The 24,718-nt window shown below is 62.0% G+C and carries 23 protein-coding genes and 1 tRNA gene; 10 read left to right on the top strand and 14 right to left on the bottom strand.

The annotated features are described in order from the left end of the window. Window positions 1–58 precede the first annotated feature (58 nt). Genes NKJ18_RS24725 through NKJ18_RS24740 form a run of 4 tightly spaced genes read right to left on the bottom strand, consistent with a single transcriptional unit; the run spans window position 59 to window position 2,572 of the window. Window positions 59–859, bottom strand: coding sequence for a rhomboid family intramembrane serine protease (locus NKJ18_RS24725; protein WP_352760086.1), 801 nt, complete (start codon window positions 857–859; stop codon window positions 59–61). A gap of 29 nt (window positions 860–888) precedes the next feature. Next, the gene (locus NKJ18_RS24730; RefSeq protein WP_023828413.1) at window positions 889–1,470 is read right to left on the bottom strand and encodes a cob(I)yrinic acid a,c-diamide adenosyltransferase; all 582 of its coding nucleotides are present in this window, start codon (window positions 1,468–1,470) and stop codon (window positions 889–891) included. 19 nt (window positions 1,471–1,489) lie between these two features. Further along, the gene (locus NKJ18_RS24735; protein WP_023671673.1) at window positions 1,490–1,681 is read right to left on the bottom strand and encodes a twin transmembrane helix small protein; all 192 of its coding nucleotides are present in this window, start codon (window positions 1,679–1,681) and stop codon (window positions 1,490–1,492) included. Between the two features lie 24 nt (window positions 1,682–1,705). Next, window positions 1,706–2,572, bottom strand: coding sequence for an SDR family oxidoreductase (locus NKJ18_RS24740; RefSeq protein WP_081732471.1), 867 nt, complete (start codon window positions 2,570–2,572; stop codon window positions 1,706–1,708). 60 nt (window positions 2,573–2,632) lie between these two features. Between NKJ18_RS24740 and NKJ18_RS24745 the strand changes: the two genes are divergently transcribed. After that, the gene (locus tag NKJ18_RS24745) at window positions 2,633–3,484 is read left to right on the top strand and encodes a YihY/virulence factor BrkB family protein (protein WP_352760089.1); all 852 of its coding nucleotides are present in this window, start codon (window positions 2,633–2,635) and stop codon (window positions 3,482–3,484) included. Here NKJ18_RS24745 and NKJ18_RS24750 read toward each other — a convergent pair. Beyond that, window positions 3,481–4,356: a DMT family transporter gene (locus NKJ18_RS24750; protein ID WP_031202754.1), complete on the bottom strand. Its 876-nt coding sequence runs from the start codon at window positions 4,354–4,356 to the stop codon at window positions 3,481–3,483. The two genes, NKJ18_RS24745 and NKJ18_RS24750, sit on opposite strands and share 4 nt — an antisense overlap. 219 nt (window positions 4,357–4,575) lie before the next feature. Between NKJ18_RS24750 and NKJ18_RS24755 the strand changes: the two genes are divergently transcribed. Then, the gene (locus NKJ18_RS24755; RefSeq protein WP_023701414.1) at window positions 4,576–4,863 is read left to right on the top strand and encodes a hypothetical protein; all 288 of its coding nucleotides are present in this window, start codon (window positions 4,576–4,578) and stop codon (window positions 4,861–4,863) included. Here the strand turns inward: NKJ18_RS24755 and gluQRS are convergent, their stop codons facing one another. Further along, entirely contained in the window at window positions 4,864–5,739 is an 876-nt protein-coding gene (gluQRS, locus tag NKJ18_RS24760; protein ID WP_352760092.1) for a tRNA glutamyl-Q(34) synthetase GluQRS, read from the bottom strand. It abuts the gene before it with no gap. A 73-nt stretch (window positions 5,740–5,812) separates the two neighbouring features. Between gluQRS and NKJ18_RS24765 the strand changes: the two genes are divergently transcribed. Continuing rightward, complete coding sequence (locus NKJ18_RS24765) at window positions 5,813–6,454, top strand: DNA-3-methyladenine glycosylase family protein (RefSeq protein ID WP_352760095.1); 642 nt, start codon at window positions 5,813–5,815, stop codon at window positions 6,452–6,454. Between the two features lie 127 nt (window positions 6,455–6,581). After that, window positions 6,582–7,139, top strand: a complete 558-nt coding sequence (locus NKJ18_RS24770; protein ID WP_008874122.1) for an HNH endonuclease — start codon at window positions 6,582–6,584, stop codon at window positions 7,137–7,139. A 266-nt stretch (window positions 7,140–7,405) separates the two neighbouring features. Here NKJ18_RS24770 and NKJ18_RS24775 read toward each other — a convergent pair whose 3' ends face one another. Together NKJ18_RS24775 and NKJ18_RS24780 are read right to left on the bottom strand one after the other, a co-directional pair. Next, window positions 7,406–7,924 carry a disulfide bond formation protein B gene (locus NKJ18_RS24775; RefSeq protein WP_023673755.1) on the bottom strand — a complete coding sequence of 173 codons (519 nt, stop codon included), beginning with the start codon at window positions 7,922–7,924 and terminating at the stop codon, window positions 7,406–7,408. 62 nt (window positions 7,925–7,986) lie between these two features. Next, window positions 7,987–8,571 carry a YqaA family protein gene (locus NKJ18_RS24780; protein WP_023673756.1) on the bottom strand — a complete coding sequence of 195 codons (585 nt, stop codon included), beginning with the start codon at window positions 8,569–8,571 and terminating at the stop codon, window positions 7,987–7,989. Window positions 8,572–8,776: 205 nt separating this feature from the next. On the opposite strand from NKJ18_RS24780, the gene NKJ18_RS24785 reads away from it, so the two are divergent. Continuing rightward, window positions 8,777–8,861 (top strand) — tRNA-Leu (locus NKJ18_RS24785). 188 nt (window positions 8,862–9,049) lie between these two features. On the opposite strand, the gene NKJ18_RS24790 is transcribed toward NKJ18_RS24785, so the two are convergent. Together NKJ18_RS24790 and NKJ18_RS24795 are read right to left on the bottom strand one after the other, a co-directional pair. Continuing rightward, on the bottom strand, window positions 9,050–9,625 hold the full coding sequence (locus NKJ18_RS24790) for a cation efflux transmembrane domain-containing protein (RefSeq protein ID WP_023673757.1): 576 nt from the start codon (window positions 9,623–9,625) through the stop codon (window positions 9,050–9,052). A gap of 139 nt (window positions 9,626–9,764) precedes the next feature. Next, window positions 9,765–10,916 (bottom strand): YncE family protein, encoded by a 1,152-nt coding sequence (locus NKJ18_RS24795; protein WP_023694009.1) that lies wholly within the window; start codon window positions 10,914–10,916, stop codon window positions 9,765–9,767. 605 nt (window positions 10,917–11,521) lie between these two features. Between NKJ18_RS24795 and NKJ18_RS24800 the strand changes: the two genes are divergently transcribed. Then, the gene (locus NKJ18_RS24800) at window positions 11,522–12,436 is read left to right on the top strand and encodes a hypothetical protein (protein WP_023735178.1); all 915 of its coding nucleotides are present in this window, start codon (window positions 11,522–11,524) and stop codon (window positions 12,434–12,436) included. 63 nt (window positions 12,437–12,499) lie between these two features. Then, the gene (locus NKJ18_RS24805) at window positions 12,500–13,114 is read left to right on the top strand and encodes a hypothetical protein (RefSeq protein WP_050589749.1); all 615 of its coding nucleotides are present in this window, start codon (window positions 12,500–12,502) and stop codon (window positions 13,112–13,114) included. A gap of 20 nt (window positions 13,115–13,134) precedes the next feature. Here the strand turns inward: NKJ18_RS24805 and NKJ18_RS24810 are convergent, their stop codons facing one another. After that, the gene (locus NKJ18_RS24810) at window positions 13,135–14,415 is read right to left on the bottom strand and encodes a GNAT family N-acetyltransferase (protein WP_352666227.1); all 1,281 of its coding nucleotides are present in this window, start codon (window positions 14,413–14,415) and stop codon (window positions 13,135–13,137) included. Further along, window positions 14,415–15,818 (bottom strand): lipopolysaccharide biosynthesis protein, encoded by a 1,404-nt coding sequence (locus tag NKJ18_RS24815; protein ID WP_352666225.1) that lies wholly within the window; start codon window positions 15,816–15,818, stop codon window positions 14,415–14,417. Before NKJ18_RS24815 ends, NKJ18_RS24810 begins: the two co-directional genes overlap by 1 nt. A gap of 444 nt (window positions 15,819–16,262) precedes the next feature. On the opposite strand from NKJ18_RS24815, the gene NKJ18_RS24820 reads away from it, so the two are divergent. Beyond that, on the top strand, window positions 16,263–19,676 hold the full coding sequence (locus tag NKJ18_RS24820) for a class I SAM-dependent DNA methyltransferase (protein WP_352760101.1): 3,414 nt from the start codon (window positions 16,263–16,265) through the stop codon (window positions 19,674–19,676). Between the two features lie 226 nt (window positions 19,677–19,902). After that, window positions 19,903–20,184, top strand: a complete 282-nt coding sequence (locus tag NKJ18_RS24825) for a hypothetical protein (protein WP_352666219.1) — start codon at window positions 19,903–19,905, stop codon at window positions 20,182–20,184. A 338-nt stretch (window positions 20,185–20,522) separates the two neighbouring features. On the opposite strand, the gene NKJ18_RS24830 is transcribed toward NKJ18_RS24825, so the two are convergent. Both NKJ18_RS24830 and NKJ18_RS24835 read right to left on the bottom strand, forming a co-directional pair. Further along, window positions 20,523–21,026, bottom strand: coding sequence for a hypothetical protein (locus tag NKJ18_RS24830; protein WP_352666217.1), 504 nt, complete (start codon window positions 21,024–21,026; stop codon window positions 20,523–20,525). Between the two features lie 441 nt (window positions 21,027–21,467). Further along, window positions 21,468–21,740 (bottom strand): DUF4242 domain-containing protein, encoded by a 273-nt coding sequence (locus tag NKJ18_RS24835; protein ID WP_023673765.1) that lies wholly within the window; start codon window positions 21,738–21,740, stop codon window positions 21,468–21,470. A gap of 244 nt (window positions 21,741–21,984) precedes the next feature. Between NKJ18_RS24835 and NKJ18_RS24840 the strand changes: the two genes are divergently transcribed. Then, complete coding sequence (locus tag NKJ18_RS24840; RefSeq protein ID WP_352760104.1) at window positions 21,985–24,573, top strand: helix-turn-helix transcriptional regulator; 2,589 nt, start codon at window positions 21,985–21,987, stop codon at window positions 24,571–24,573. The last annotated feature ends 145 nt before the right edge of the window (window positions 24,574–24,718 follow it).

The following is a 24,718-nucleotide window of genomic DNA, read 5'->3' on the forward strand; positions in this document are numbered from 1 at the left end:
GTTGTGGCGACGCAACACGTCAATATGCCACGGCAGCGGCCAAACCGCTCAAATCGGTTCAGTTGTGACCGGAAGCGCCACCCCGGCCCCAACGCGTCTCAGGTTGCACGGGAGCGGGACCGGCTGGCGCCGGCCCAGTAGAAGCGGCTGGCTGATCGTCGGGTTCCGGCTCGCCGTCGCCACCGGCGAGCAGCGGCACGCCGCGGCTGCGCATAATGAGCACCAGCACGCCACCGGCAATGATGCCGCCAATATGGCAGGCCCAGGATATCTGGTTTTCGCCTCCGGCGGCAAACATCACCACCTGGAAGCCTATCCACAGGATCAGCGGGATGAAGGCCGGGATACGCAGCGGAATCCGGGCAAAGACCAGCACCCACACTTTCACCCGGGGGTAGAGGACCAGATAGGCGGCGACGACGCCGGCAATGGCGCCGGAGGCGCCGATCAGCGGAACCTCCGAACTCCAGGCGACGAGCCCCTGGAAGAAGGCGCCGGCGATGGCGCAAAGCAGGTAGAAGATGAGGTAGCGGATGTGGCCGAGTGCGTCCTCGACATTATCGCCGAACACCCACAGGAACAGCATGTTGCCGCCGAGATGAAAGATATCGGCATGCAGGAAGGCATAGGTAAGGTAACTCAGGCTCTCGGGAATGACGACGAATTGGGGCGAGAGTTCTGCCGTGTCGTGGACAACCGAAGGAATGAAGCCGAAGCCGAGCACGGCTGCGTTGTTGAAATTTTCGCCGCCGATCGTCGTGATGAGAAAGACCAACACGTTGGCCGCGATCAGGCCGATCGTCACATATTGCAGCCGGATGTGGCGCAACCTGTTGGAGTCGTAAAGCGGGATGAACATGCCCCAAGCCCTTTCCCGCCTTCGAAAATTCAGCGGTTCTTGCCGGGCACCCATAACACGTCGGCATTTCCGTTGTCATTGACCGCACGAGCGGCGACGAACAGAAAGTCCGAGACGCGGTTTATGTATTTCAGCCCCTCGCGATTGACATGTTCGGCCGGGTCCTGCGCCAGTGCCACCATGATCCGCTCGGCCCGTCGCGCCACGGTGCGGGCAAGATGAAGTGCTGCCGCCGCCGGCGTGCCGCCATTGAGCACGAAGGATTTGAGCGGCTGCAGATTCTTGTTGAGAAGGTCGATATCCTTTTCGACGCGGTCGGTCTGCGAGGCGATGATGCGCAGCGGCTCGTAGCCGAGCGGCTTGCCGTCGTCGGGCACGGCGAGATCGGCGCCGAGGTCGAACAAATCGTTCTGGATGCGGGACAGCATGGCGTCGATGGCGGGATAACTTGCCGCTGTGTGCAGGCGGGCGATGCCGATGCAGGCATTGGCTTCATCGACGGTGCCGTAGGCATCGACGCGCAGGTCGGATTTCAGCCTGCGTTCACCGGTGCCGAGGCCAGTGGTGCCGTCATCGCCCGTGCGGGTGTAGATCTTGTTGAGCTTGACCACGTCGCCTCCCGAACGGCCGTCACTTGCGGGTGAAATACACCACCAGCAGGATCAGTGCCAACGCCAGCGCCTGCAGCAGCACGCGTGCCTGCATCAGCTTGTTCGAGCTCACACCGGAGCCGCCGCGCATCATGTTGATGAGGCCGCGGACAAGCACGATCACCACGGCGACCATGACGAGGACGAGGAGGACTTTGATGACGGTTGCCATGATCTGTTCCCAGTTCTGTTGCGATCAGGCGCGTCCGGCCAGAACGCGGTAGAGCATCGATGCCGGCAGGATGCGCTTGAGCATCACGCCAATCCTGGCCGGCACTGTTACCACATAGTGCGGGCGCGGGCGCCGCGACAGAAGTGCATGGCGCAAGGCCGCATAGACCACCTCCGGCCCCTTTTTCAGCCGTGATGAGCTGCCGCCGGCCCGAAGCCGCGCCAGCTGCGCGGCATAGGCGACGTGGTGGACGGAATTCTCGTGGTCGATGTTTTTCAGGAACCAGAACAGCCCGTTGCTGGCGATTTTCGAGGTCACCGGCCCCGGTTCGATCAGCGAGACATGGATGCCGCTGCCCCTGAGTTCCTGCTGCATGCACAGCATCAGGCCTTCGAGCGCGTGCTTGGAGGCTGAGTAGGCGCCGCGAAAAGGGACCGGCGCTAGCCCAAGGATCGAGGAACAATGAACGAGGCGGCCATGTCCCTGGCGACGCATTACCGGTACGATGCGTCGGGTGAGGTCGTGCCAGCCGAAGAAATTGGCCTCGAACTGCTCGCGCAATGCCGCAACCGGCAGGTCTTCCACGGCGCCGGGCTGTGCATGGGCGCCGTTGTTGAACAGGGCGTCGAGGCGTCCGCCTGTCCGCTCCAGCACCGATGCCGCAAGTGCTGCGATGGAATCCGGCTCACGGTAGTCGAGATAAAAGGCCTCGATGCCGTCGGCTTCAAGTGCGGCTATGTCATCCGGCTTGCGCGCCGTTGCAAACACGCGCCAGCCATCCGCCTTCAGTGCACGGGCGCAGTGGGCGCCTATCCCGGACGAGGCGCCGGTGACGATGATGGTGCGCAACTCTTTGGCAGGCGGCATCGTGGTTTGAGCAAGGGTTGCCATTTGCCACAATCCCTTCCCATATTCGCGGCGTCGAGACAATCGAAGGGAACGCGGCTCTTGATGCGGAATATCGTCGTGCTGCGCCGCGTGCTCTATGACGCGCTTGGCCATTTCAACACCGATGACGGCTGGGCCATGGCCAGCCATCTGGCGATCACTTCGCTCATGGCGCTGTTCCCGTTCCTGATCTTCGCCACCACGCTGGCGAGCTTCCTCGGCGCGCAGGCGTTCGCCGATACTGCCGTGCACCTGGTCTTCGACACCTGGCCCGAACAGATCGCCAAGCCTATCGCGCGCGAGGTGCTCAACGTGCTGACCGTGCGGCGCACCGATCTTTTGACCTACGGCGTGCTTCTGGCGGCCTATTTCGCCTCCAACGGCATCGAGGCGCTGCGCACCTCGCTCAACCGCGCCTACCGCGTCGCCGAAACGCGCGGCATCATCTACCGCCGGGTGCAGAGCATTTTCTTCGTGGTGATCGCGACGGCCGGTTTCCTGGCGATCAGCGTGCTCCTGGTCTTTGCGCCTTTGCTGGCGCGGCTGGCGGAAGCTCATTTCGAGTGGATCAAACCCTATACGGGCACGATCACGCTATGGCGTTACGTCATCGCCTCAACCGTCATCATTGGTGGCTTGTTTGCCGTCCACTATTGGCTGCCGGCGGGCAAGCGCCGCTTTGTCTCGCTGGTGCCTGGCATCATCTTCACTCTGGCTGCGTGGCTTGTCGGCTCGACGATGTTCGCGACCTACCTCGACCATTTCTCGTCCTATGTGACGACCTATGCCGGCCTCGCGTCGATCATGATCGCCGTCGTTTTCCTCTATATGCTGTCGGCGATCTTCATCCTCGGCGGCGAACTCAATGCGGCGATCAGCCGCTTTCTCGAAGCGCGCGCGCGTGTCGGCAGCTAGGTTTTGGCTGGCCGAGCCGTGGCCAGCCCGACGCCGAGCGTCGCGATTGCCATGCCGACGATCTGCACGAGGCTGAGCCGTTCGCCGAACAGCGCCCAGGCGATGACAGCGGTGACGGCCGGCACCAGGTAGAACAGCGACGCGACCTTCGACATCTCGCCGTCGCGGATCATCACCATCAGCAAGAAGATGGCGCCGATCGACAGCACCAGGACCAGCCAGGCCATGGCGAAGATCAGTTCGCCGTTGATGATCACCGTGTGGGTCTCAAGGGCCAGCGAAGCCAGGATCATCAGCGAGCCGCCGCCGATATATTGCCACATCGTCGCCGCCACCAGGTCGCCACCCGAGGCATAGCGCTTCTGCCAGATGGTCCCGGCGCTCATGCCCAGCACCGAGACCAGCGACGCCGTCAGGGTTTCGGGCGTAACGCCGCCGCCGAGAGCGCCGAGCTTCGGCCACAGCACGATGATCACTCCCACAAGGCCGACGGCAAGGCCGGCCCAATGGCGCGGCAGGATGTCCTCGCCGAGGAACCGGCCGGCAAGCACGGCGGTGATCAGCGGTTGCAGGCCGACGATCAGCGCCGAAAGCCCGGCGGGCATGCCCCTGTGGATCGCCCAGAACACGGCGCCGAGATAGATGCCATGCATGAGGATGCCGGCGACCGTGGCGTGAAGCGCTTCTGCCCTTGTGGCTCGCTTCGAGCCAAGCACGAGCATCAGCCCGGCAAGCAGCAAGGCGGCGATGACAAAGCGGGCTGCCAGAAAGGTGAAGGGCTCCGCCCAGGGCATGGCGTAGCGCGCGCCGATGAAACCTGTCGCCCACAGGACGACAAACGAGGCGGGGATGAACCGCTTGAGACTGTGCATTTTCGGGGAAGCCGTTTCCGGTGGAGAGGTCCGATTCGGTGAAGAGACAAATACGGCAATTGCTCTAATGCGGTTCAATCCGGCAAGCAAAGCGAAACAATTGGTACATAAGCTCATCCTGATGTAGGAGGTGGCCGAATTCAAAGGGCGGCGTCAGGGCAATCGACTTCTGTCGATGGATCCGGCGACATGGCGTTTTGGCTTCGACAGGGAGCGCGCATGCTGTTGCATCTCGACACAAGCTGGCTTTTGATGACGGTGGCCAGTGTGGCCGTGTTTGGCTTCTTCTTCGGTTCAGCGCTCGACGCCATCATGCAGGAGGACGGTTTTGGGTCGACCGGCAACACATTGCTGTTCACGCTCGGCTTTTTCGTCGCGGTCATGGCCGCGAACGAACATGGCATCGTCCTGAGAGATCTGAAGCTCGCGGTTGCCTGGGGACTGGGCGGCGCCTTCGCGTTTATCGGCGCGTTGGCGCTGCTCAAGGCGGGGCTGGCCCGGCTTTAGTCATAGCCCGACCAGCCGCCTGACATCGTCCGGCGACATGCCTGCCTGCCTCAGCGCGGCAAGGCCGGTATCAGCAAAACTCTTCGACAGTTTGCGCCCATCCGGTCCGAGTATGAGACGGTGGTGGAAATACTGCGGCTGGCCGAGGCCGAGCAATTCCTGCAGCAGGCGCTGGATGCCAGTCGCGGAATAGAGGTCGCGGCCACGCACGACATGGCTCACACCTTGCAGGGCGTCGTCGACGACGACGGCCAGGTGATAGCTGGTCGGTATGTCGCGGCGCGCCAGAATGACGTCGCCCCAGTCCTGCGGACGCGCCTCGACGCGCTGCGTCGCCGAAAGCGTCTCGTTGGTGAATTCGCGCCAGGACAAATCCGTGCCGACGCGCGCCAGCGCCGCCTTAACGTCGAGGCGCCAGGCGAAGGGCGCATTTTCGGCGATGCGGCGGTTGCGTTCGCTGATCGGCAGCGCCTTGTCGGCGCCGGGATAAAGCGGCACGCCGTCCGGGTCGCGCGGCCAGTCGCGGCCGCGCTTTTCGCTGTCGGCGATGAAGGCCCTGATCTCGCCACGGCTCATGAAGGCAGGGTAGACGAGTTCTTCGCGGACCAGCCGGTCGAGCACGGCCTGATAGTCGGTGAAATGCTCGGCCTGGCGCCGCACCGGCTGTTCCCATTCGAGACCTAACCATTCGAGGTCGCGAAAGATGCCGGCCTCGAATTCAGGCGTGCAGCGGATCGTGTCGATGTCCTCGATGCGCAGCAGCAGGCGGCCGCCGGCCGCACGCGCCAGTTGCTGGTTGAGCAGTGCCGAATAGGCATGGCCGAGATGCAGTTCGCCATTCGGGCTCGGCGCGAAGCGGAATGTCAGGAGCATCATCTCACAAGCGGCAATCGGGTTGTGCAGCGGTTTTGCCAATTGCTACCGTGCGGTCGGTTCAGGAACAAGAAACATGCAACGCATCGCGACACTGGACGATATTGCGCGCGGGCTGGATGCGCTTTGCGCAATCGATCCGCGCCTGGAAAAGGTGCGCGGCATGGCCGGAGAGGTGCCGCTGCGGCTGTCGGAGCCCGGCTTTCGAAGCCTGGCCTCCATTATCGTTTCGCAACAAGTATCCCGTGCGAGCGCCGATGCGATTTTCGGCCGGCTGGTGAAACTGGTCGATCCGCTGACGCCGCAGGCGATCCTTGCCGCCGGCGAGGACATGTTTCGCGAGGCCGGGCTGTCGCGGCCGAAGCAGCGCGGTCTGATCGCGGTTGCGCAGGCCGTGGTTGACGGGCTCGACCTGCATCACCTCTGTTCGCTCGACGCCGAAGAGGCGATCGCGGCTATGATCGCGGTGCCGGGCATCGGCCCGTGGACGGCGGAAGTCTATCTCCTGTTTGCCGCCGGCCACCCCGATATTTTCCCCGCGCGCGACGTCGCGCTGCAGAGCGCGGTTGGCCACGCGCTCGGCATAGAGCCGCGTCCGCCGGAGAAAACACTGATCGCTCTGGCCGAATCATGGAGCCCGTGGCGAGGTGTCGCATCGCGGCTTTTCTGGTCCTATTATCGCGAAACCAGGGGCAGGGACGCAGCACCCCCGGCCTGAATCGGCAAAAAAGCGTTAAAATCCTGCATTTTTGCCGCTTTTGACGAGTGACAATCCGCTTCACATCCCTGTCATGTCGGGCTTACAGTATCCGCGCCGATCGGTTCTAGAACGAGGAGGTCAACAAGTGACGGTTGCCGTATCTCCGGATGGGCTTCCTGCGCTGGTGCTGAATGCGGATTACCGTCCGCTCAGCTATTACCCCTTGTCGCTCTGGTCCTGGCAGGACGCCATCAAGGCGGTGTTCCTCGACCGGGTCAACATCGTCGCCGAATACGAGCATGCGGTGTCTTCGCCGACCTTTTCGATGAAGCTGCCCAGCGTCGTCAGCCTGAAGGCCTATGTGAAGCCGTCGAGGCACCCGGCATTCACCCGCTTCAACGTGTTCCTGCGCGACCGCTTCCAGTGCCAGTATTGCGGCACGCCCGAGGATCTGACCTTCGACCACGTCATCCCGCGCCACCGCGGCGGGGCGACGACGTGGGAGAATGTCGTGGCCGCCTGTTCACCCTGCAATCTGAGGAAGGGCGGCATGATGCCGGCGCACGCCAAGATGTGGCCGCTGCAGAAGCCCTACCAGCCGACCGTGCACGACCTGCACAACAATGGCCGGCTGTTCCCGCCCAACCATCTGCATGAAAGCTGGATGGATTATCTCTACTGGGATGTGGAGTTGGAGCCGTAGGGATTGGCCCGATCGGCCTTGCCAGGGCAATCGCCGATGTCAGGTGCTGCCCCTCATCCGGCTGCCGCCACCTTCTCCCCGTATAGTGACGGGGAGAAGGGAATTGGCTGCAAATTTGGCGCCCTTCTTTCAGCGTTCGGGATTGGCGAAACCATTGATGACTGCGTCTTTCTCCCCGTCACTATACGGGGAGAAATGCCCGGCAGGGCAATGAGGGGCGGTGCCAACATTTAGAGACTGGCCGCATGGCGCGACCTCGCACTTGATTAATCGCGGGCCAGCGCGCCGCGAAAGGCGACGGCGGCGAGGATGAAGCTGGCGATGGCGTTCCAGCCGGCCAGCGACAGGCCGAGGATACGAAGGGCTGCCTTGTCGCAGGATGGCGGCACGAATTTGTCGAGCGCGTCGAGCACGCCTTTGCCGCCGGTATCGACCGGGCCGGCGCCGGCCGTGCAATCGGCCGGACCCTGCCACCAGGCCCATTCGACGCCCGAATGATAGACGCCGAGATAGAGCCCATAGAGCATCAGCAGGCCGCCGACGGCAAGCAGGCCGCGCGTCAGCCATGCGGGCGCGCTAAGCATCGAGGCGATCACCGCCAGCAGCATCAGCGGGGCGCCGATATAATAGGGCGTGCGCTGCTCCAGGCACAGATGGCAGGGGATGTAGCCGCCTATGTGCTGGAAGGCGAGCGCGGAGCCGACCGTGGCGGCCATGGCGACGGCGAGAAACAAAGCGGTGCGCGTCCGCTGGCGTCCGGTATCGGCTGTCATCGTGGCTGTCATGTTTCGTCCGTTGAATTCGCAGTCCGCCGGCATAGTCCTGACCCACCGCCCGCCTTGGGCGGTCAGAAGGCGTATTTGACGACGATATAGAGCAAAATCAGGGCAGCGGCGCCGGCGCCGACGATCAATCCCAAACGCTTCTCGATGAATTCCTTGATCTCTTCGCCATAGCGGCGCAGCAGCCAGGCAAGAAGCAGGAAACGAGCGCCACGCGCCAGGATGGCGGAGACGATGAAGACGAAAAGATTGACGTGGAGGGCGCCTGCCAGAATGGTGACCACCTTGATCGGCGGCAGGTGGGCGGCACCCGATGTGACGAGCAGCACCAGCATCAGCCCGGTGCCGGCCGACTGCCACCTCTCGAACGCGTCAAGGCCGCCAAAGTGCTCCAGCATCGGCCGTGCTATCGTGTCGTAGGCATAGTAACCGATCAGCCAGCCGGCAATGCCGCCCAGCACCGACGCGACAGTAGCGGTCAGCGCGTAGCGATAGGCGCGTTCGGGCCGCGCCAAAGCCATGGGCAGGTACAAGACGTCGGCAGGTATGAAAAACACCGAGCTTTCGACGAAAGCGATGAAGGCCAGCCACCATTCGGCGGATTTGCGGGCCGCCAGCGACAAGGTCCAGTCGTAAAGTCCGCGAAGCATCGGCTCTCCTGGATGCAGGTTGCCACACGCAACGCGCTTTGATGCGCGTCTGTCTAGAAAGATTTTCCGCGCCGCACAATGGCAGGAGCTTCACGAAACAGAAAGGCGGGCTTTTGCCGCAAGCAGGGCACGGCGGCGCATTTGGCCAGTTGACGAACAGGCCTCCAACCGTATAGTCCGCGCCCATCCAGGCCTTTGGGCCTGAGCCCCTATGGCGGAATTGGTAGACGCGCTCGACTCAAAATCGAGTTCCGCAAGGAGTGCTGGTTCGATTCCGGCTAGGGGCACCATTTTTGATCTCACGCCAGTTCGCTTCGCTCATGGGCTCCGATGGGGCGGCCTGACCGGCCGACGGGCGGTCGCCCTTGCGAACCCTCCGGGTTCGAACAGTGCCTCGAACACAGAGCCAACCGCGGCTGCTGAGGATGACAGCGATAGCGCCAATCAGCGGCGGCCGGTAGCCCCGCTCTACGTGCTCTCAGGCCGCCGCACGGTGTTCTTCACGGGCAGCTTCCCACACTTCGCGGGCCGCGTCGGCGTTCATGACCGCGATCCCCAATCCCACCGCCAAATCGGGCCACGCGGAATGCCAGAGCAAGGCCGTGACCAACCCTGCGGCAATAATGGCGATGTTGGCCAAGGCGTCGTTGCGGGCCGACAGGAAGGCCGCCTTTGTGAGGCTGCCGCCACGATGCCGGTGCGCGGCCAGCATGTAGGCACAGGACAGGTTGACGGCGAGAGCGCCAAGTCCCGCCAAGGTCAAGGCGATGGGCTGCGGCGGCACCGGCACGTTGAACTTCTCCCAAGCCGTCCAGAGCGTTGCCAGACCCGGCATGAGAAGGATGAGCGCCAATGCCATCCCCACCCGCGCACGGGAGCGCACAGACCAGCCAAGTGCGAGCAGGATAAGGAGGTTCACGGAAGCATCTTCAAGAAAGTCGATGCTGTCGGCGAACAGGGACACTGATCCAATGGCGAGCGCCACAGCGAACTCGATCCCGAAATAGGCAAGGTTGAGAAGCGCGACGATGAGGACGATGCGGCGAAGGTTCATCTTCTGGATGTATCCGAAACCAGTGTGTGGAGCTACAGCTTCGCGGTTTCCAAGGAAAGCCCCTGCTCGTTCCGGGTCCCGGCCGATGGGCGGTTGCCCTTGCGACCTTTTGCGTTCGAGCCGCGCCTCGAACACGGACTTAGCGCATATTCCCCGTATGCCCTTGCGAATACCGCCCCGGCTGTGGCCACACCGTCAGGCCGTGCGGCTCTGAGCCAACCCGAAACTTGGTCACCGCGCCTGATGTCGTGTCGATCATGTAGGCGGCACTGTCGAAGCGGCCGGACAGCCATAGTTGTTTGCCGTCGGCGCTGACGTTGCCCATGTCGGGGCTGCCGCCGCCGGGGATCGGCCATTGCGTGACGACCGCGCGGGTAGCGAAGTCGATCACCGTCACGCTGCCCGGTCCCTTTGCCTGGCCCTGCTCCATCTTGTGCGAGCCCCGGTTCGAGACATAGAGCCGCTTGCCGTCGCGGCTGACGACGAAACCATGGGCGCCGATGCCGGTCGGGATGAAGCCGATCTCCTTGAAACTGTCGCCATCGACGAGGAACACGCCGTCATTCATCATGTCGGCGACGTAAAAAACCTTGCCGTCGGGCGAGAGGCGGATGTCCTGCGGCATGCCCATTTTCGAGAAGTCGAGATGGCCAAGCACCTTCTGGTTCTTCAGGTCGATCTTTGCCAATCCGCCATTGCCGTATTCGCAGGTGAAGATCGCGTAGGCCCCGTCGACCGAGAATTCGGCGTGGTTGATGCCGGGGCAAGTGGGCGTCGGCAGGCTCGACATTAGCGCCATGGTGTGAGGATCGCGGAAATCGAGCCGCTCCAGGGCTTCGTCGACGACGATGGCCGCGCCCGGCATGAAATACAAATTGTAGGGATCGTCCACGGCGATCTGCGGGCCGGGCTTGCCGGTCATCGGGTCGATCGGCGTGAGGCTGCCGTTCTTGCCGGTGCCATTGTTGGCGACCCAGAGCGTCTTCAGGTCCCAGGACGGCACGACGTGCTGCGGTTTGCTGCCGACCGGGAACCTGTCGACTTCCTTGAGTGTCATGGTGTCGATCACCGTGACGCTGTTGGAGGAGCGGTTCGGCACATAGACGCGCGGCAGTGCACCCAGCGTGGCCGGGCTGAGATGGCTGGCGGCGGTGTGGCTGTAGATGTTGATGGACGGCGCGGGCTCGCTGCAATCCTCGGGACAGCTATCGGCCCAGGCGCGGACAGGCAGCAGCGCAAGCAGCAAAAAGGCCGCACGGGGACCGGCGTGACGCAAAAAGGTTCTGATCATCAGGATGGCTTGTCGTGAAGGCCGGCCGAAATTGCCGCCGGAGCCATAGCTGGTGTCTTGCCGTTGATCCAGTGGCTTTTCTCAGGCTCCCCGCGCGGTTGGCGCAGTCATTGGTGACCTGTATCGCGAGCACAAGCGGCTCGATAGCAACCAAGATCAAAATCCGTTTCGGTCAATATCAGCCTGCTTTGGCGCGTCGGATGCCTTGACCGCGCTACAGCGCCGCCATCGAAGCGGCCGGACAGTCAAAGCTGTCTGCCGTCTGCACTGAGATTGCCCACGTCCGGACTGCCGCCGAAGCGCTCAATTTCGCTCGCAATATTGCATGGCTTCCATCATTACCTCACGTTGCGAACGTCCTCGGATCTCCTCGTCCACCTTGCACACAGGTTGACACACTGCCTGCTAATGACCGCATAAGTTGTTGCTCAGGAGCAACATCGAGAACGCCATGTCGCCGAGCTGGGCCTGGATTCGGGAGGAAAACCGCTATTGACGATTGACTCAACCTTGGGCCGCCGATCACCTTTACGCAGGGAATGGTGGTGGAGGGCGTGATGGACTCAACTTGCAAAGCTTCTCACGAGAGCCGATTTGGCTGCGTAGTGGCCTCGCTGTCAGTGTTTTTTCTCATTCTCATGCTTTCTTCGGTAGCGCCAGCTTCGGCACAGGTCGTCTTCGGTGGTGACGCGGGAGATCCAGAGAACACGATCTGCAGCTTTGCCGGCGTGATCGGCACCACAATAAACGACGATTGTTCGGACTCCGACGATTATTTTGTGCCCGCACCGGGTATCACTATTGGCCCCAACGGCAGCCAAATTAATTTCGACGCGGCGACGGGTGCGGCGACCTTCGGTGGAGCGGTTGATATGGGTGGCAACATCGTAACGAACGTCGGCACCCCGACGGCAGGAACGGATGCGGCCAACAAGGATTATGTTGACGGCGTCGTCGGCGACGCTTCAGCAAAGAACATTGAGCAGGATGGCCGACTAGACGATGTCGAAGCCAAGAACACGCAGCAAGATACTCGGCTCACCGGCGTCGAGACCAAAAACGTCCAGCAGGACACCACCCTCGCCAATCACGAGACGCGGATCACGCAGACGGAAGCGAAGGATACGGAGCAAGACGGCCGGCTTGCCGGACACGACACCATGCTCGCGTCGCTCGATACGCGTGTGACGACAAACACCAGCGATATCGCATCGCTCGACGGACGAGTCGGCGCGCTGGAGAGCGGCTTCTCTGAACTAGGGACGGAGATTTCCGAGAATCGCACCGAGGCCCGTCAGGGCATCGCAGCGGCAATAGCAATGACAACTGCCCCAATGCCGTCCGTTCCGGGCCGCACGAGCTGGGCCGGCAATGTCGGTTATTTCAAGGGTGAAACGGCGTTCGGTGGCTCGCTCGCTCATCGCCTCGACTTCGATGAACCTTTCGCGTTCACCGCGGGTTATGCCTATGGCGGTGGAACCAGCCATGGTTTCCGCCTCGGTCTAGCCGGCGAGTTTTAGCGCCTGCCTGCAAGAGCCGAGGATGGAGCAAGAGCCGGCGGCCTTGGCCGGAGGGTGTGAAAAATGCGCCGATTGACGTGGCTGGCCTTGGTCATGGCCGTCTGCTGCCTGCAAGTGCTTCCCGCCCACGCACAGGCTAAGAAGGATGGTCGTTCGGCGTCCAAGGTGTCCGACGCCCCAAAACCGGCGGACATCGACCACAATGGCGTCCTGATCTTGGTCAGGTCCACATTGCTGGCACTCGACCATGCAAACAGGACCGGAAATTATTCCGTGCTGCGTGAGCTTGGCGCCCCGGACTTTCAAGCCAACAACCCTGCTCGGCTGGGTGAGATTTTCGCGAAGCAGCGCAACGAAGGGCTTGATCTCAGCGGTGTAGCCGTGCTCGAGCCGCAATTGACGTTGATGCCGCAAATCGAATCCAACGGCATGCTGCATATGGCAGGGTTTTTTCCCTCTGCCGCGATGCAGCTAAACTTCGAACTTGTTTTCGCTCCTATCGACCGGCAGTGGAAGATTTCTGCCATGTTGGTCAAAGTCGGCACCAGCGCTCCCAAGGCGCCCGATAGCCCCCCAATTCCAGCCCCCCTCCCGCCGGTCCAAAAACCGGAACCGCCAGCTGCCGCGATTACTACAAAGTCTCAGATCAAGAAGCCCGGTCGCGCTCCGCCACTATAACAACGCGCAGGCCATCGGCTCTATCGCCGTCCCAGCAAACTCTTCACGCGATTGCGCAGCAGGCGGGCCATGTTGCGGGTTTCGCGGTAGAGGTGCAGCTGCGAGGCGGCCTGGCGGGCGAGGCGGTCGGCATCCGGCGTCAGTCCGATCACCAGCGAGCCCATCGGCTTGCGCTCGCTCCACAGCCGGCTCATCACCGGGTGGTCGGGCACGGCGCAGGAATCCGTCATCATGATGTTGGGGTCGTCGAGATGCTGCCTGGTCACCTCGATCATCAGCAGCGTGCCCGGCGAATAGGTCGCCAGCGTCTCGTCATAGGCGGTCTTCCAGGTGTAGGCGACGCCGGCTTCGACGAAGACGACCAGGCAGGCGATCGTGCGGCCGTCCAGCGTCAGCGAATGGATGCGGCACATGTCGTGCTCGGCCAGCCGGTGCACGGCTTCGCGGGCAAAGGCGGCGCGGTAGCGGTCGATGGCCATGGCGGTGCGCTCGCGGCCCTTCCAGCCGGCCGCCTCCAGCGTCAGGAAACTTTCGATGGCGTGGCGGATTTCGTCCGGTCCCCGCGCCACGACATGTTCCAGCCTGCCGAGATCGCCCAGGCGCCGCTTCAGGCGGCGGAATTCGCGGTAGTGGTGCGCGCGCAGCGATGCTTTCAGATAGGCCTCGCCGTCGAGCGTGCTTTCGAGCACCGGCCGGTCCGCCTTGGCGGTGGTGACCATTGTCAGGCCGCGCGTCTCGGCAACGGTGGCAAGCACGCTGGCCAACGGGCCGTCGAGCCGCATGTCGGGCAGCACGAAGACCTTCGGCAACTTGAGATGCGCCCGCGATAGCATGCCGAAGAAATCCTCGACGACGCCGATCGGGTCGTCATGGTCGACCAGCGGTGTGCCGATCGGGCCGAACGGGCTCGACCAGGTGCGCATCACCGGAACGCCGAGCGGCACCGCCGGCCTTTCGACCGAGAACGGCACCAGCAGGCGCAGCCGGTTGCGGTATTCGTCGCCGTCGCGGATCACCGCCAGCTTGACCTCGCGATCTTCCAGCCTGGGCATGGCCGGCGCCAGAAAGCGCGGGTTGAAGAAAACGTTGGGCTCGATCGTGCGGGTGCACAGATAGTCGAGTTCCTCGACCAGTTCGAAGCCGGCCGAAGCCGGATAGATCGCCAGCTTGCGCAGCGGCCGGTTGTTGGCGAGGATCTCAAGGTGCGCCGGATCGGCGTCGCGCGCCAGGCCGGCAAGGCCGGACACCATGGCGCCGGCCGGACCGCCGCTGGTTTCCTCGATCAGCGGGATGGCGGCCATCAGGCGGCTTCCTCGGCAGCGGGCACGAAGATCAGCATGACGATGCCGAGCTTGCGCCAGACGGTGAAGGACAGGGCGCTGGCCTCGAAGACCATGGCGAGGCTGGTGGCGATCGCCGCCCCCCACAGGCCAAAGAGCGGGATCAGCACCACGTTGAGGCCGATGTTGAAGGCCAGCGTCATGGCATAGACGGCGGCGCAGATGTTCTGGTTGCCGCTCATCGTCAGAAGGCTTTCGCACGGGCCGACCGCGGCGCGCGCCACGACGCCGAACACCAGCAGGAACAGCAGCGGATAGCCGTCGGTGAATTCGGGCCCGAACAGCACCAGCATCGGTTCGCCGAGCGCCAGCACCAGCAGCGCCATCAGCAGCGACGGCCAGAACGTCCACGACACGGTCTCGCGGGCGAAGGCGGCGAGCTTTTCCGGTTCGCCATGGGTGAACTGCGCATAACGCTGGGCAACGCCGGCCTTGACGGAGAAATAGACGAAATGCACCAGCGCCAGCGTCTTGACGGTGGCGAAGTAGACGGCGACGTCATTGGGCTGGAGATAGGCGCCGACCATCAGCACGTCGGCGTTGGTGAGCAGGAAGAAGAAGCTCTCGACCAGGAAGATCGGCAGCGAGACGATGAACCACTCGGCGAAATGCACCTTCATCGGCCCGGCCGGGATATTCCTGCCCATGCGTGTGGTCACGCCGATGAGCTGGCCGAGCGTGGTGGCGTAGGTGGCGGCGATCGAAGCGAAGATCGCTGTCCTGGCGTCGGGCGCATAGCCCATTGCCAGCATCAGCGCCATCAGCGCCAGGATCAGCACCGGCCGCACCAGATATGTCGGCGACAACGCAAACAACGCCCAGGAATTGGCGCGTGACTGGCCTTGCAGCAGATCGCCCATGGCGATCATCGGCAGGCAGAACAGGCCGAGGATGAAGGGCATCACATAGTAGCTCTCGATCCAGTTCGCGCACAGCCAGACGCCCAGTGCGCCAAGTCCGGCGATCGCGGTCGAGGCAATCAGCACGAACAGGCGGCTGGCGACCACGATGCCGCGCAGCTCGGCCAGCATGTTGCGTTCGCGATATTCGGGGATGAAGCGGATGACCGAGGTGTGGAAGCCGAGGCAGGCGAGGTTGCCGACGATGACCATCGTCACCCAGACGAGGACGAAGATGCCGTATTCGAACGAGCCCATCCAGCGCGCCATCAGCACCTGGCTGATGAAGGCGATGACGGCGCTGACGATGCGGATGGCAAAGGCGATCAGCGACATGCGGCCGGCTTCGCCGCGTTCGTCGGCGGTGAACAGCACCGCATCGATGCGGCCAAGCAACGGCCTCATGCGCAGCGCCAAGCGCTGCGGCAAGAACCGCCCGGCCGTCGTCGCCGCGGAAAAGCGCACCCCGATGTCTCTCCATTTTCCGCCTCTTTTCAAGGTTTCGATGTAGCGGAGACACATTAAGAAAGGGTGGGCGGAGAGGCGGTCCGCCGGAGCGGACGAAAGGCCAACGATTTGGCTTTTCGAGCGACGAACGCCCGAAGCCATAGCGTAGGGCCGGCAGGAACGGGTGCGCGGCGCGCGCATTCATCATGCCGGTGGCATGACGAATGGCGAGCGAACCCCGGTCAGCTGGCCCTGCCAAGTGACTCCCTGAGCGAACCAGTAGGGCGAAGTGCAGACAAGTATCAGGTGGGAGCGAGGAATGCAGGTAGAACTTCGGGCCGAGCGATATTCTCTTTTTGGTGCCCTGTATTTCGAGAGTATCTGGTCGAAATTTGCTCGATATATCCGGCGTAAACCAAGTATTAATCATGTTTTGCTGTCGTGTCGTGTGGGGGCAGTCACATGGACGCAGAGATTTTCATCCAACGTTGGACAGCGCGCGAAGGCGGGGCAGAGCGTGCCAACTATCAGATGTTTCTTTCCGAGTTGTGTGAGGTAATTGGTGCCCCTCATCCTGATCCTGCTTCTGCTGAACGAGAGCACAACGACTATGTATTCGAGCGAGCGGTAAGGCGACGTGCAAGCGATGAAATCATCTCTTCAAAGCGTATCGATCTCTATAAGAAGGGTTGTTTTATTCTCGAGGCCAAGCAATCGCGCCTGCCGGGTGCGAAAAATGCGATCCCCGGCCAACTTTCGCTACTGAACGACGAACCCGAACATCTTGGTCGACGCAGCGCCGCGCGCGGTTGGGACGTGATGATGCAGAATGCTCGACGTCAGGCAGAGAACTACGTCTCCTTGCTTGATGCTAGCCATGTCGCCCCGCCATTCATTATCACCTGTGATGTTGGCCATGCATTTGAGATTTTTGCCGATTTTTCGGGCAGCGGTCGTGCTTATAGTCAGTTTCCCGACCGGAAGGGATTCCGAATTTATCTGGAGGATTTGCGACGTAAGGAAACACGCGAGTTGCTTATGCGCATCTGGACCGATCCGACTAGTCTAGATCCCGCAAAGGAGTCGGCGCGCGTAACCCGCGAGATCGCCAAACGACTTGCGGAAGTGAGCAAGGCACTGGAGGTTGATCACCCGGCCGAGGAGGTGGCGCACTTTCTGATGCGCTGCATATTCACGATGTTCGCTGAGGATGTCGATCTCATTCCAAACGGAAAGTTTGCAGAACTTCTGACCGATTGCATCGATTCTCCCGGCGCTTTCGTGCCGCTAGTTGAAGAACTATGGGCGAAGATGGACGAACCATCACACACCCTTCGTTTTTTCTCAGCATTCCGCACCCACCTCAGGCATTTCAACGGCAATCTGTTCAAAAATGCACGTGCCTTTCCACTCGACCGTGCGGAAATTGGTGAGCTTTTGCAGGCGGCGAAAGCGAAATGGACTGAGGTTGATCCTGCCATCTTTGGCACACTACTTGAGCAGGCGTTGGAACCATCGGAGCGCAGAAAGCTAGGTGCGCATTACACGCCAAGAGCCTATGTGCAGCGACTGGTGGAAGTGACTGTGATGGAGCCACTGCGTGGGGACTGGCAGAAGGCTTTGACCAAAGCGGAAGCTGCAAAGGAAGAGGGTAACGAGGCCAAGGCAGCAGAAATTGTGCGGGGCTTTCACCACCAACTTTGCGCTACGCGGGTGCTTGATCCCGCCTGCGGCACAGGCAATTTCCTCTACGTCAGTCTTGAGCTTATGAAGAAACTTGAGGGTGAGGTGTTGGAGACCTTGGCCCGCCTTGGTGTTTCCGAAAGTTTGGGGCTAGAGCGTGGCTCTGTCGATCCACACCAATTTCTTGGTCTAGAACTCAATCCGCGTGCCGCAGCCATCGCAGAACTCGTGGTCTGGATAGGTTATTTGCAGCAACACTACCGTACGCGCACAGGCCATCCGGCCGAGCCGATTCTCAAGGCATTCAAGAATATCAACTTCGGCCACCGCGAGGGTTACGACGCCGTGCTGACCTGGGACGGCTACCCGGTGCCAAAAGTCGAGGAGCGAGACGGCAAACCGGTTGAGATTTTTCCCAACGCTCGTAGGCCAGATTGGCCGGAAGCAGAATTCATCGTTGGAAATCCCCCGTTTTTGGGCAAGGGCGCAGCTATGCGCGGTCCGCTGGGCGACCCTTATGTAGATGCTCTCTGGGCGGCCCATCCTCACATGAATGAAAGCGCCGACTTTGTCATGTATTGGTGGGATCGGGCTGCAGAACTCCTAGGAAGGAAGATGAGCCGGTTGAGGCGATTCGGATTTGTAACGACGAACTCGATCAGCCAACTCTTCAATCGCCGAGCTGTCGAGCGACATCTGAAAGGTAAAAATCCAATCAGTATTGTTTTCGCGATCCCCAACCATCCTTGGACAAAGGCGACGAAGGATGCCGCCGCGGTTCGGATCGCTATGACGGTTGTGGAAGCCGGCTTGAAACCCGGGTTGCTTCAGATCACAGCAAGCGAAAGGAAGCTTGAAACTGATGAGCCGGAAATCGAGTTTGCGTCCGCTATCGGCGCGATCTTTGCGGACCTGAGAGTCGGCGCGAATCTCGCTGATGTTAGCCCATTGTTGGCAAATGAGGGCTTGGCGTCGATGGGACCAGCGCTAGGCTCACGCGGCTTTGTTCTGACGTCGGATCAAAGGAAATATCTTGTTCCACTCCTGAATGAATACGAAAAGTCGGTACTAGTTCCACTGCGGAATGGTGATGATCTTCTATACGGTGCAAGAGGGGTTTTTGTTCCAAATCTCATTCAGGTGGAAACCGAATTTGAGCTAAAAGGAGTCGCGCCGCATCTTTTTCAGTACCTTCGCGAAAGCGTTTTTCCAAAGCGTCAATTGGATCGAGACCCGCGCCTGCAGAAGTATTGGTGGCGTTTCAGGAGAAGTAATGAAGGATATTTCTCCCTAAAATCTAACTTGGATAGATGCATTGTTACAGTCGAAACTGCAAAGCATCGCATATTCTTTTTTATCGAGAGCAATATAATTGTGGAACACGGCAGCATTAGTTTCGGGTTCGCTGACGCAGCGATGCTTAGCCTGCTGTCGTCGAAGCCTCATGTGAGTTGGACGCTGGCGACCGGTGGTACACTGGAAGACAGACCTCGATATAACAAGATACGCTGCTTCGATCCGTTCCCCTTTCCCGACACTTCTGACGCTATACGCCGAGATCTTCGCGAATGTGGCGAGGAACTTGATGCGTTGCGAAAGAGAGTAATCGCTGAACATCCCAAGCTGACACTAACCGGGCTATACAATGTGCTGGAGAAACTGAAGAGCGGCGAGGCTCTCTCTGACAAAGACGAAGATATAAAGCAGCGCGGTTTGGTAGTGATCCTACGGGAATTGCATGAAAGAATCGACGAGCTGACATCAAGAGCCTACGGCTGGCCGGCGGACTTGGCAGAAGCGCAAATTCTCGAGCGGCTGGTTGCGCTGAATGCAGACCGCTCGAAGGAAGAGGCTGTAGGGAACGTGCATTGGCTGCGGCCTGATTACCAAATCCCGCTCTTCGCTAAAGAAGCAAATGTGAAAACAAGCGAGATCGACTTCGACGAGACCGTGGTGGCCTTCGACAAGGGACTGCCTGTTTGGCCCTCCGATCGATATGAACAACCATTGGCTGTGGAAGCGCTATTGGCCGGGGCGGGTCGAGCGATGGGAGTTGCTGACATTGCCCGGGGCTTCAAGAGAGGCGGCAAGAAAATCGAAAAGCGCGTAGAGCAGGTGCTGGTGACGCTAGCTCGCTATGGTCGGGTAACGGCACTCGCAGATGGCAAGTTCGCGGCACGCAGAGCGGCTTGACGTGTAATTCTAGCGAGGGGCGGGACAGCGCCCCCCTCTGGCCTGCCGGCCATCTCCCCCACGGGTGGGGAGATCGGCCAATCGTGAATGCCGGCGCTGCCCGGCGGCCCCAAACGGTCAACTGACGACAACGCCGGGAATGCGGGATGAGCCGGTAGCGCGTGCTCGCTTCAGAAAACGGGATGACGCATAGTCCGGGTCAGATCAAACCCTCGCATCCGTGGATATGGCAAGAAATCAACTCGATCTTTTTGGCGCCGATGAACAGTCCGGGCTGTTCGATGAAGATGCGCCGACTGTTTATCATGGCGATCCAGACCGGGTTCGCGCGCGGTTGCATAAGCTTATCGCCGAGGCGCGAAGCGCGGAAACACTGCCTTGGGATCAGGACAGTGTCCGGCTCTACCGCAAGATCGTGCCCCAGATGGTGCTCTGGCTGCCGGAAGAAGAAGCCGCGCAGCTGAAGTTCGAGTTCGAGGCCGAAATGGTGCGGCTGAAGGCGGCGTAGAAACGGATACGCCAGCCTTGGGCCGGGGTGGCGTCGTTAAGCAAACAGCGGTGAATCACCCAGGAAAACAAAAAATCCGCCTCGGCGCCGGGTCGTCGGCGCAAATCAGCACCATGGACAAAAATGTAGCATACCTGCCGTCACCGTGTCAAGAAAATATTCCTATCGTTCCGTCAGCCATCGGCTCGAGCGCCTAGGGCTTGGCAACATCGGTGGCAAAACGAAAGGCGAGCGCACGCCGGGGAAGACTGGGGAGCCGGTCGGCGTATCGCTCGCCCCTCCCCCCGCCAAGGGGGAAGGCCAGGCACCGGGTGTCCGGTGCCGGAGGTGTCGGAAGGTTACATCCCCTTCATCGCGTCGCAGGACACGTTCGGGTTCATGTCGGCGAAGGCGCCGGTCGGGTTCTGTTTCCAGGCCCAGACATGCAATTCGTAGAACGGGCCGAGGCCGTAGCGATTGGGGGCGCTGTTGAAGTTGAACAGCTGGCCTTCGAGCGAGGCCGGGCCTTTCGAGGTGATGTATTCGACCGCTATCAGCTTCAGGCTGCCGTCGGCCGTCGGCTCGTACATCACCGCTTCGGGCTTGGCGACATCGACGGCATCGTCCTTGAGATAGGCGCCGTTGACATAGTGGATGCCCATGGCGCCGCCGGTGATGCCGCTGGCGCAAGGGATGGGGGCATAGCCTTCGGCGGTGGCGGCTGCCACATTTTCGAAGCGGCTGTTGGCTGCGCGCACCTTTTCGACCAGCGGATTGGCGTCGTGCGCCTGGGCGGCCGCACCCGCCGCGATCGAGATGGCGGCGAAAGCCGCGAAGCGTGTCGTCCAAAGAGTTATGGTCATGGTCTTCCGTCCGTTTGTTGACGCTCGAGGCGACGGCGGCCGATCAGGCTGCCCGAAACGCTGCGGCGTTGGTTTAGGATTTGGTTTGTCCGTCCCGGTTCATGCGATGCGGCTTCCGTTGCCGGGCTTTGGCCGCAGCCCTTAAAAACCGTGCAAAATCAACGATCCCAAAAGTAATATTGCCAATATTCCTGCGGGACGTCCCGCTCCGATAGCCCGATGTCGCGCCTCAGATAGTCGCCTTCCGGGGGCAAGCGCCGCCTTTCAGACAGATACGCAGGCAGCCTCGTCGCGAACCGCCATAGACGGCCGAGCACGGAGGTTGGCCGGACGGTCTTTCCCAGGACAGGCCCGATTCCGCCGAGCGGCAGCCCATCAGGCAGTTCGCCACGGCCGCGAAGGACAGTTTGATGCTCATCATCGTGGCGACCGAACGCAGGATCAGAGGTAAAAGTAAGGGTCAAGAACCCGCACCTCCGTGATCTTGTCGACCGGCAGCGAGTTTTTCTGAGCCGTGCTGCGGATCGCTTCGGGCGTCGGCGCGTCGTAGATGCAGAAGCTGTGCTTCTTGTCGGGCGTGACGAAGGACTGGATCCAGGTGACGCCCTTTTCGGCATTGCGCATGACGACGCCGCCCACCGCGCTGGCGCCGATATCGGTCATCGGTATGTTGAGGCCGTCCGGAAATGTGCGTTCAATCAGGTAGCGAGGCATGGAAGGTTTCCTTTTCCATTGGTTCACGCTCGATCGGAGCGCGGCTGGACGTTGACCACGCCGGCCCGGCCCGCGCATCGGGACGATTCCCCATATTTGGCGGGACGATTCCCTATATTGGCGTCGTTCTTTGTGGAAAGACGCACGGCAATGTGTGCAAAGTCACATTGCGTCGCTTTCTTCACGGGCTAATCGTGAGCGGCCCGCCATGGTGGGAAAACTCCGATCGTATGAGACGATGATAATGATGCTTCTGGAACGGCAGACGCAGCTGCAGCAGTTGGAGAGCCTGCTTGGCGATGCAATAGGCGGCCATGGCCGCGTCGCCGTGCTGGCCGGGGAGGCCGGCGCCGGCAAGACGGCGCTTGTCGAGGCATTCGCGGCCCGTGTCGGAGAGAGCGCGGCGACGTTGCGCAGCGCTTGCGAGGATCTGTCGATCCCCGATCCGCTGGGGCCGCTTTACGATCTGGCCCGTGAGGCGCAATGGGCGCTGCCGCGCGCAATCGACGCCCGGCATGGGCAGAGACTGCCGCTGTTTTCCGATGCGCTCGACGCTTTTGCGGCCAAGGGGCCGTGCCTGCTGATCATCGAAGACCTGCACTGGGCCGATGATGCGACGCTCGATTTCGTGCGCTTCCTCGGCCGGCGTATCGTCAACACCCACATCCTGCTGTTGCTCACGGCGCGCACCGACCGCAGCGAAGGACAGATGCGCGTGCGCCGCGCCCTGGGCGAAATCCCGGCCGGCAGCGTGGCGCGCATCGACGTGCCGCTGCTCAGCGAGGCGGCCGTGCTGTCGCTCGCCGATGCGGCCGGCCGCGATGGCGACGCCATCTACCGAGCGACCGCAGGCAATGCCTTCTTTGTCACCGAATTGTTGTGCGCCGAAAACGAAATGGCGCTGCCGGCAAGCGTGCGCGACGCCGTGCTGGCAAGGGCCGAGCGGCTGTCGCCAGGCGCCCGCGCAATGCTCGACGCGGTGTCGGTGTTCCCGCGCCGGGCCGACGCCTGGGCCCTGCAGGGCCTGTGCGGCGTCGCCAGCGCCGGCCAGCTGGCCGAGTGTGTCGCCAACGGCCTGCTCGACGATCTGGGCGACGGCTACGCCTTCCGCCACGACATCGCGCGACGCGCCATCGAAATGATGCTGACGACGTCGCACAGGCGGCAGTTCAACCAGCGTGCGCTGGCGGCACTGCTCGAAAATGGCGACGTCTCCACAGGCCGCCTGGTCCATCATGCGGTCGAGGCGCACAATCTGGCGGCGGTGCGCGAACTTGCGCCGATCGCCGCGCGCGAGGCGTCGCGCGTCGGCGCCCATCGCGATGCCGCCGGCTATTACGAGATCGCCTTGCGGCAGGCCGACAGCCTGCCGGTGATCGAGCGCGCCGCGCTCTACGAAAGTCATGCCTTCGAGTGCCATCTCATCGGCAAGATCGACGACGCGCTTGCAGCGCAGGGCGAGGCGCGCCGGTTGCATCAGGCAGGCGGCAACAGGCTGAAGGAGGGCGACAGCCTGAGATGGCTCTCCCGGCTGAGCGAAATGGCCGATGACCGCGAGGCGGCCGCCGCCTTCGGCGCCGAGGCGGTGGCGATGCTGGAGGCGGCTCCCGCCGGGCCGGAACTCGCCATGGCCTATTCGAACCTTTCGCACCTGGCGATGCTATCGGAGAGGGTGGAAGACACGCTGTTCTATGGCGAGAAGGCAGCGGCGCTGGCTGCGCGCATGAACCGTCCCGACATCGCGTCGCATGCCCTCAACAATGTCGGCTGCGTCGAGCAGTGGCTCAATCCGGATGCGGGACGCCTGCGCCTCGACCAAAGCCTTGCAATTGCGCTCCAAGGCAATTTCCAGGAACATGCCGCGCGCGCCTTCACCAACCGCGCCTGTTTCGAGATCACCCAGATGAGCTACGACGCGGCGCGGCCGGTGCTCGAGAGCGGGATCCACTATTGCACCGAAAACGACCTCGGCACCTGGCGCGACTATCTCAGGGGCATGCTGGCCGATGTGCAGCTGCGCCAGGGCCAATGGGATGAGGCCGCCGCGACGGCAAGCGATGTCATCGACAATGAGCGGACAACCACCGTGGGCCGGTTTCCGGCGCTGCTGGCACTGGCGAAACTGCGCCTGAGGCGCGGCGATCCCTCGGCCGAGCCGCTGTTCGCCGAAATGGCGCGTCTGGTCGGAAGCGGCGGCGACCTGCAGATGCTGAGCTCTTACGCGGCGCTGATGGCGGAGCAGGCATGGCTGGGCCTGGCCGACAGGCAAGAGGCGCTGGCGCTGATCACCCGCGCCGAAACGCCGGTGCGCTCGCGTGCCCATGTCGGGGAGCTGGCGCTGTGGCGAACATTGCTCTCTCCCGATATGCCGGCCGGCGACACCGCCGACATGGCGACACCATACCGGCTGCTTCTAACCGGCGACTGGCGTTCGGCTTCGGCACTCTGGGCCGAATTGAATGCGCCATACGAGCGCGGACTGGCGCTCATCCTCGGCGACGACGAGGGGCAGCGGCTGGCATTGGATATTTTCGACGGCCTGGGGGCAAGGCCGGCAGCCCAGCGCCTGCGCGATATCATGCGCAAGAACGGCGTTGGCGGCATCGCCCGCGGCCCGCGCCGCTCGACGCGCGCCAACCTCGCCGGCCTCACCTTGCGCCAGATGCAGGTGCTGCAGCTGATCGAACGCGGCCTGTCAAACAAGCGGATCGCCGAGCAATTGACGATTTCGCCAAAGACGGTCGATCACCATGTCTCGGCGGTGCTGGGCAAGCTGGATGCGGTGTCGCGCGGCGAGGCGACAGCGACCGCGCGCGATTCGGGGTTGTTGTGAGGTTTTGACGAGGGTTGGACCGAGAGGTCGCGATCCTTCGCGCCCCCCTCTGGGTAGTGTGCTGAGAGTTCTGCAAATTCGCTGAGAGGGGGCGGTCATGGCAGGCTGGTGATTGTTCACGTCACCTGATTCCCGCGAAGGAACG

Origin of the sequence: Mesorhizobium sp. M0217 (assembly GCF_040321955.1) — a bacterium.
In the GTDB taxonomy this organism is placed as follows: Bacteria; Pseudomonadota; Alphaproteobacteria; order Rhizobiales; family Rhizobiaceae; genus Mesorhizobium.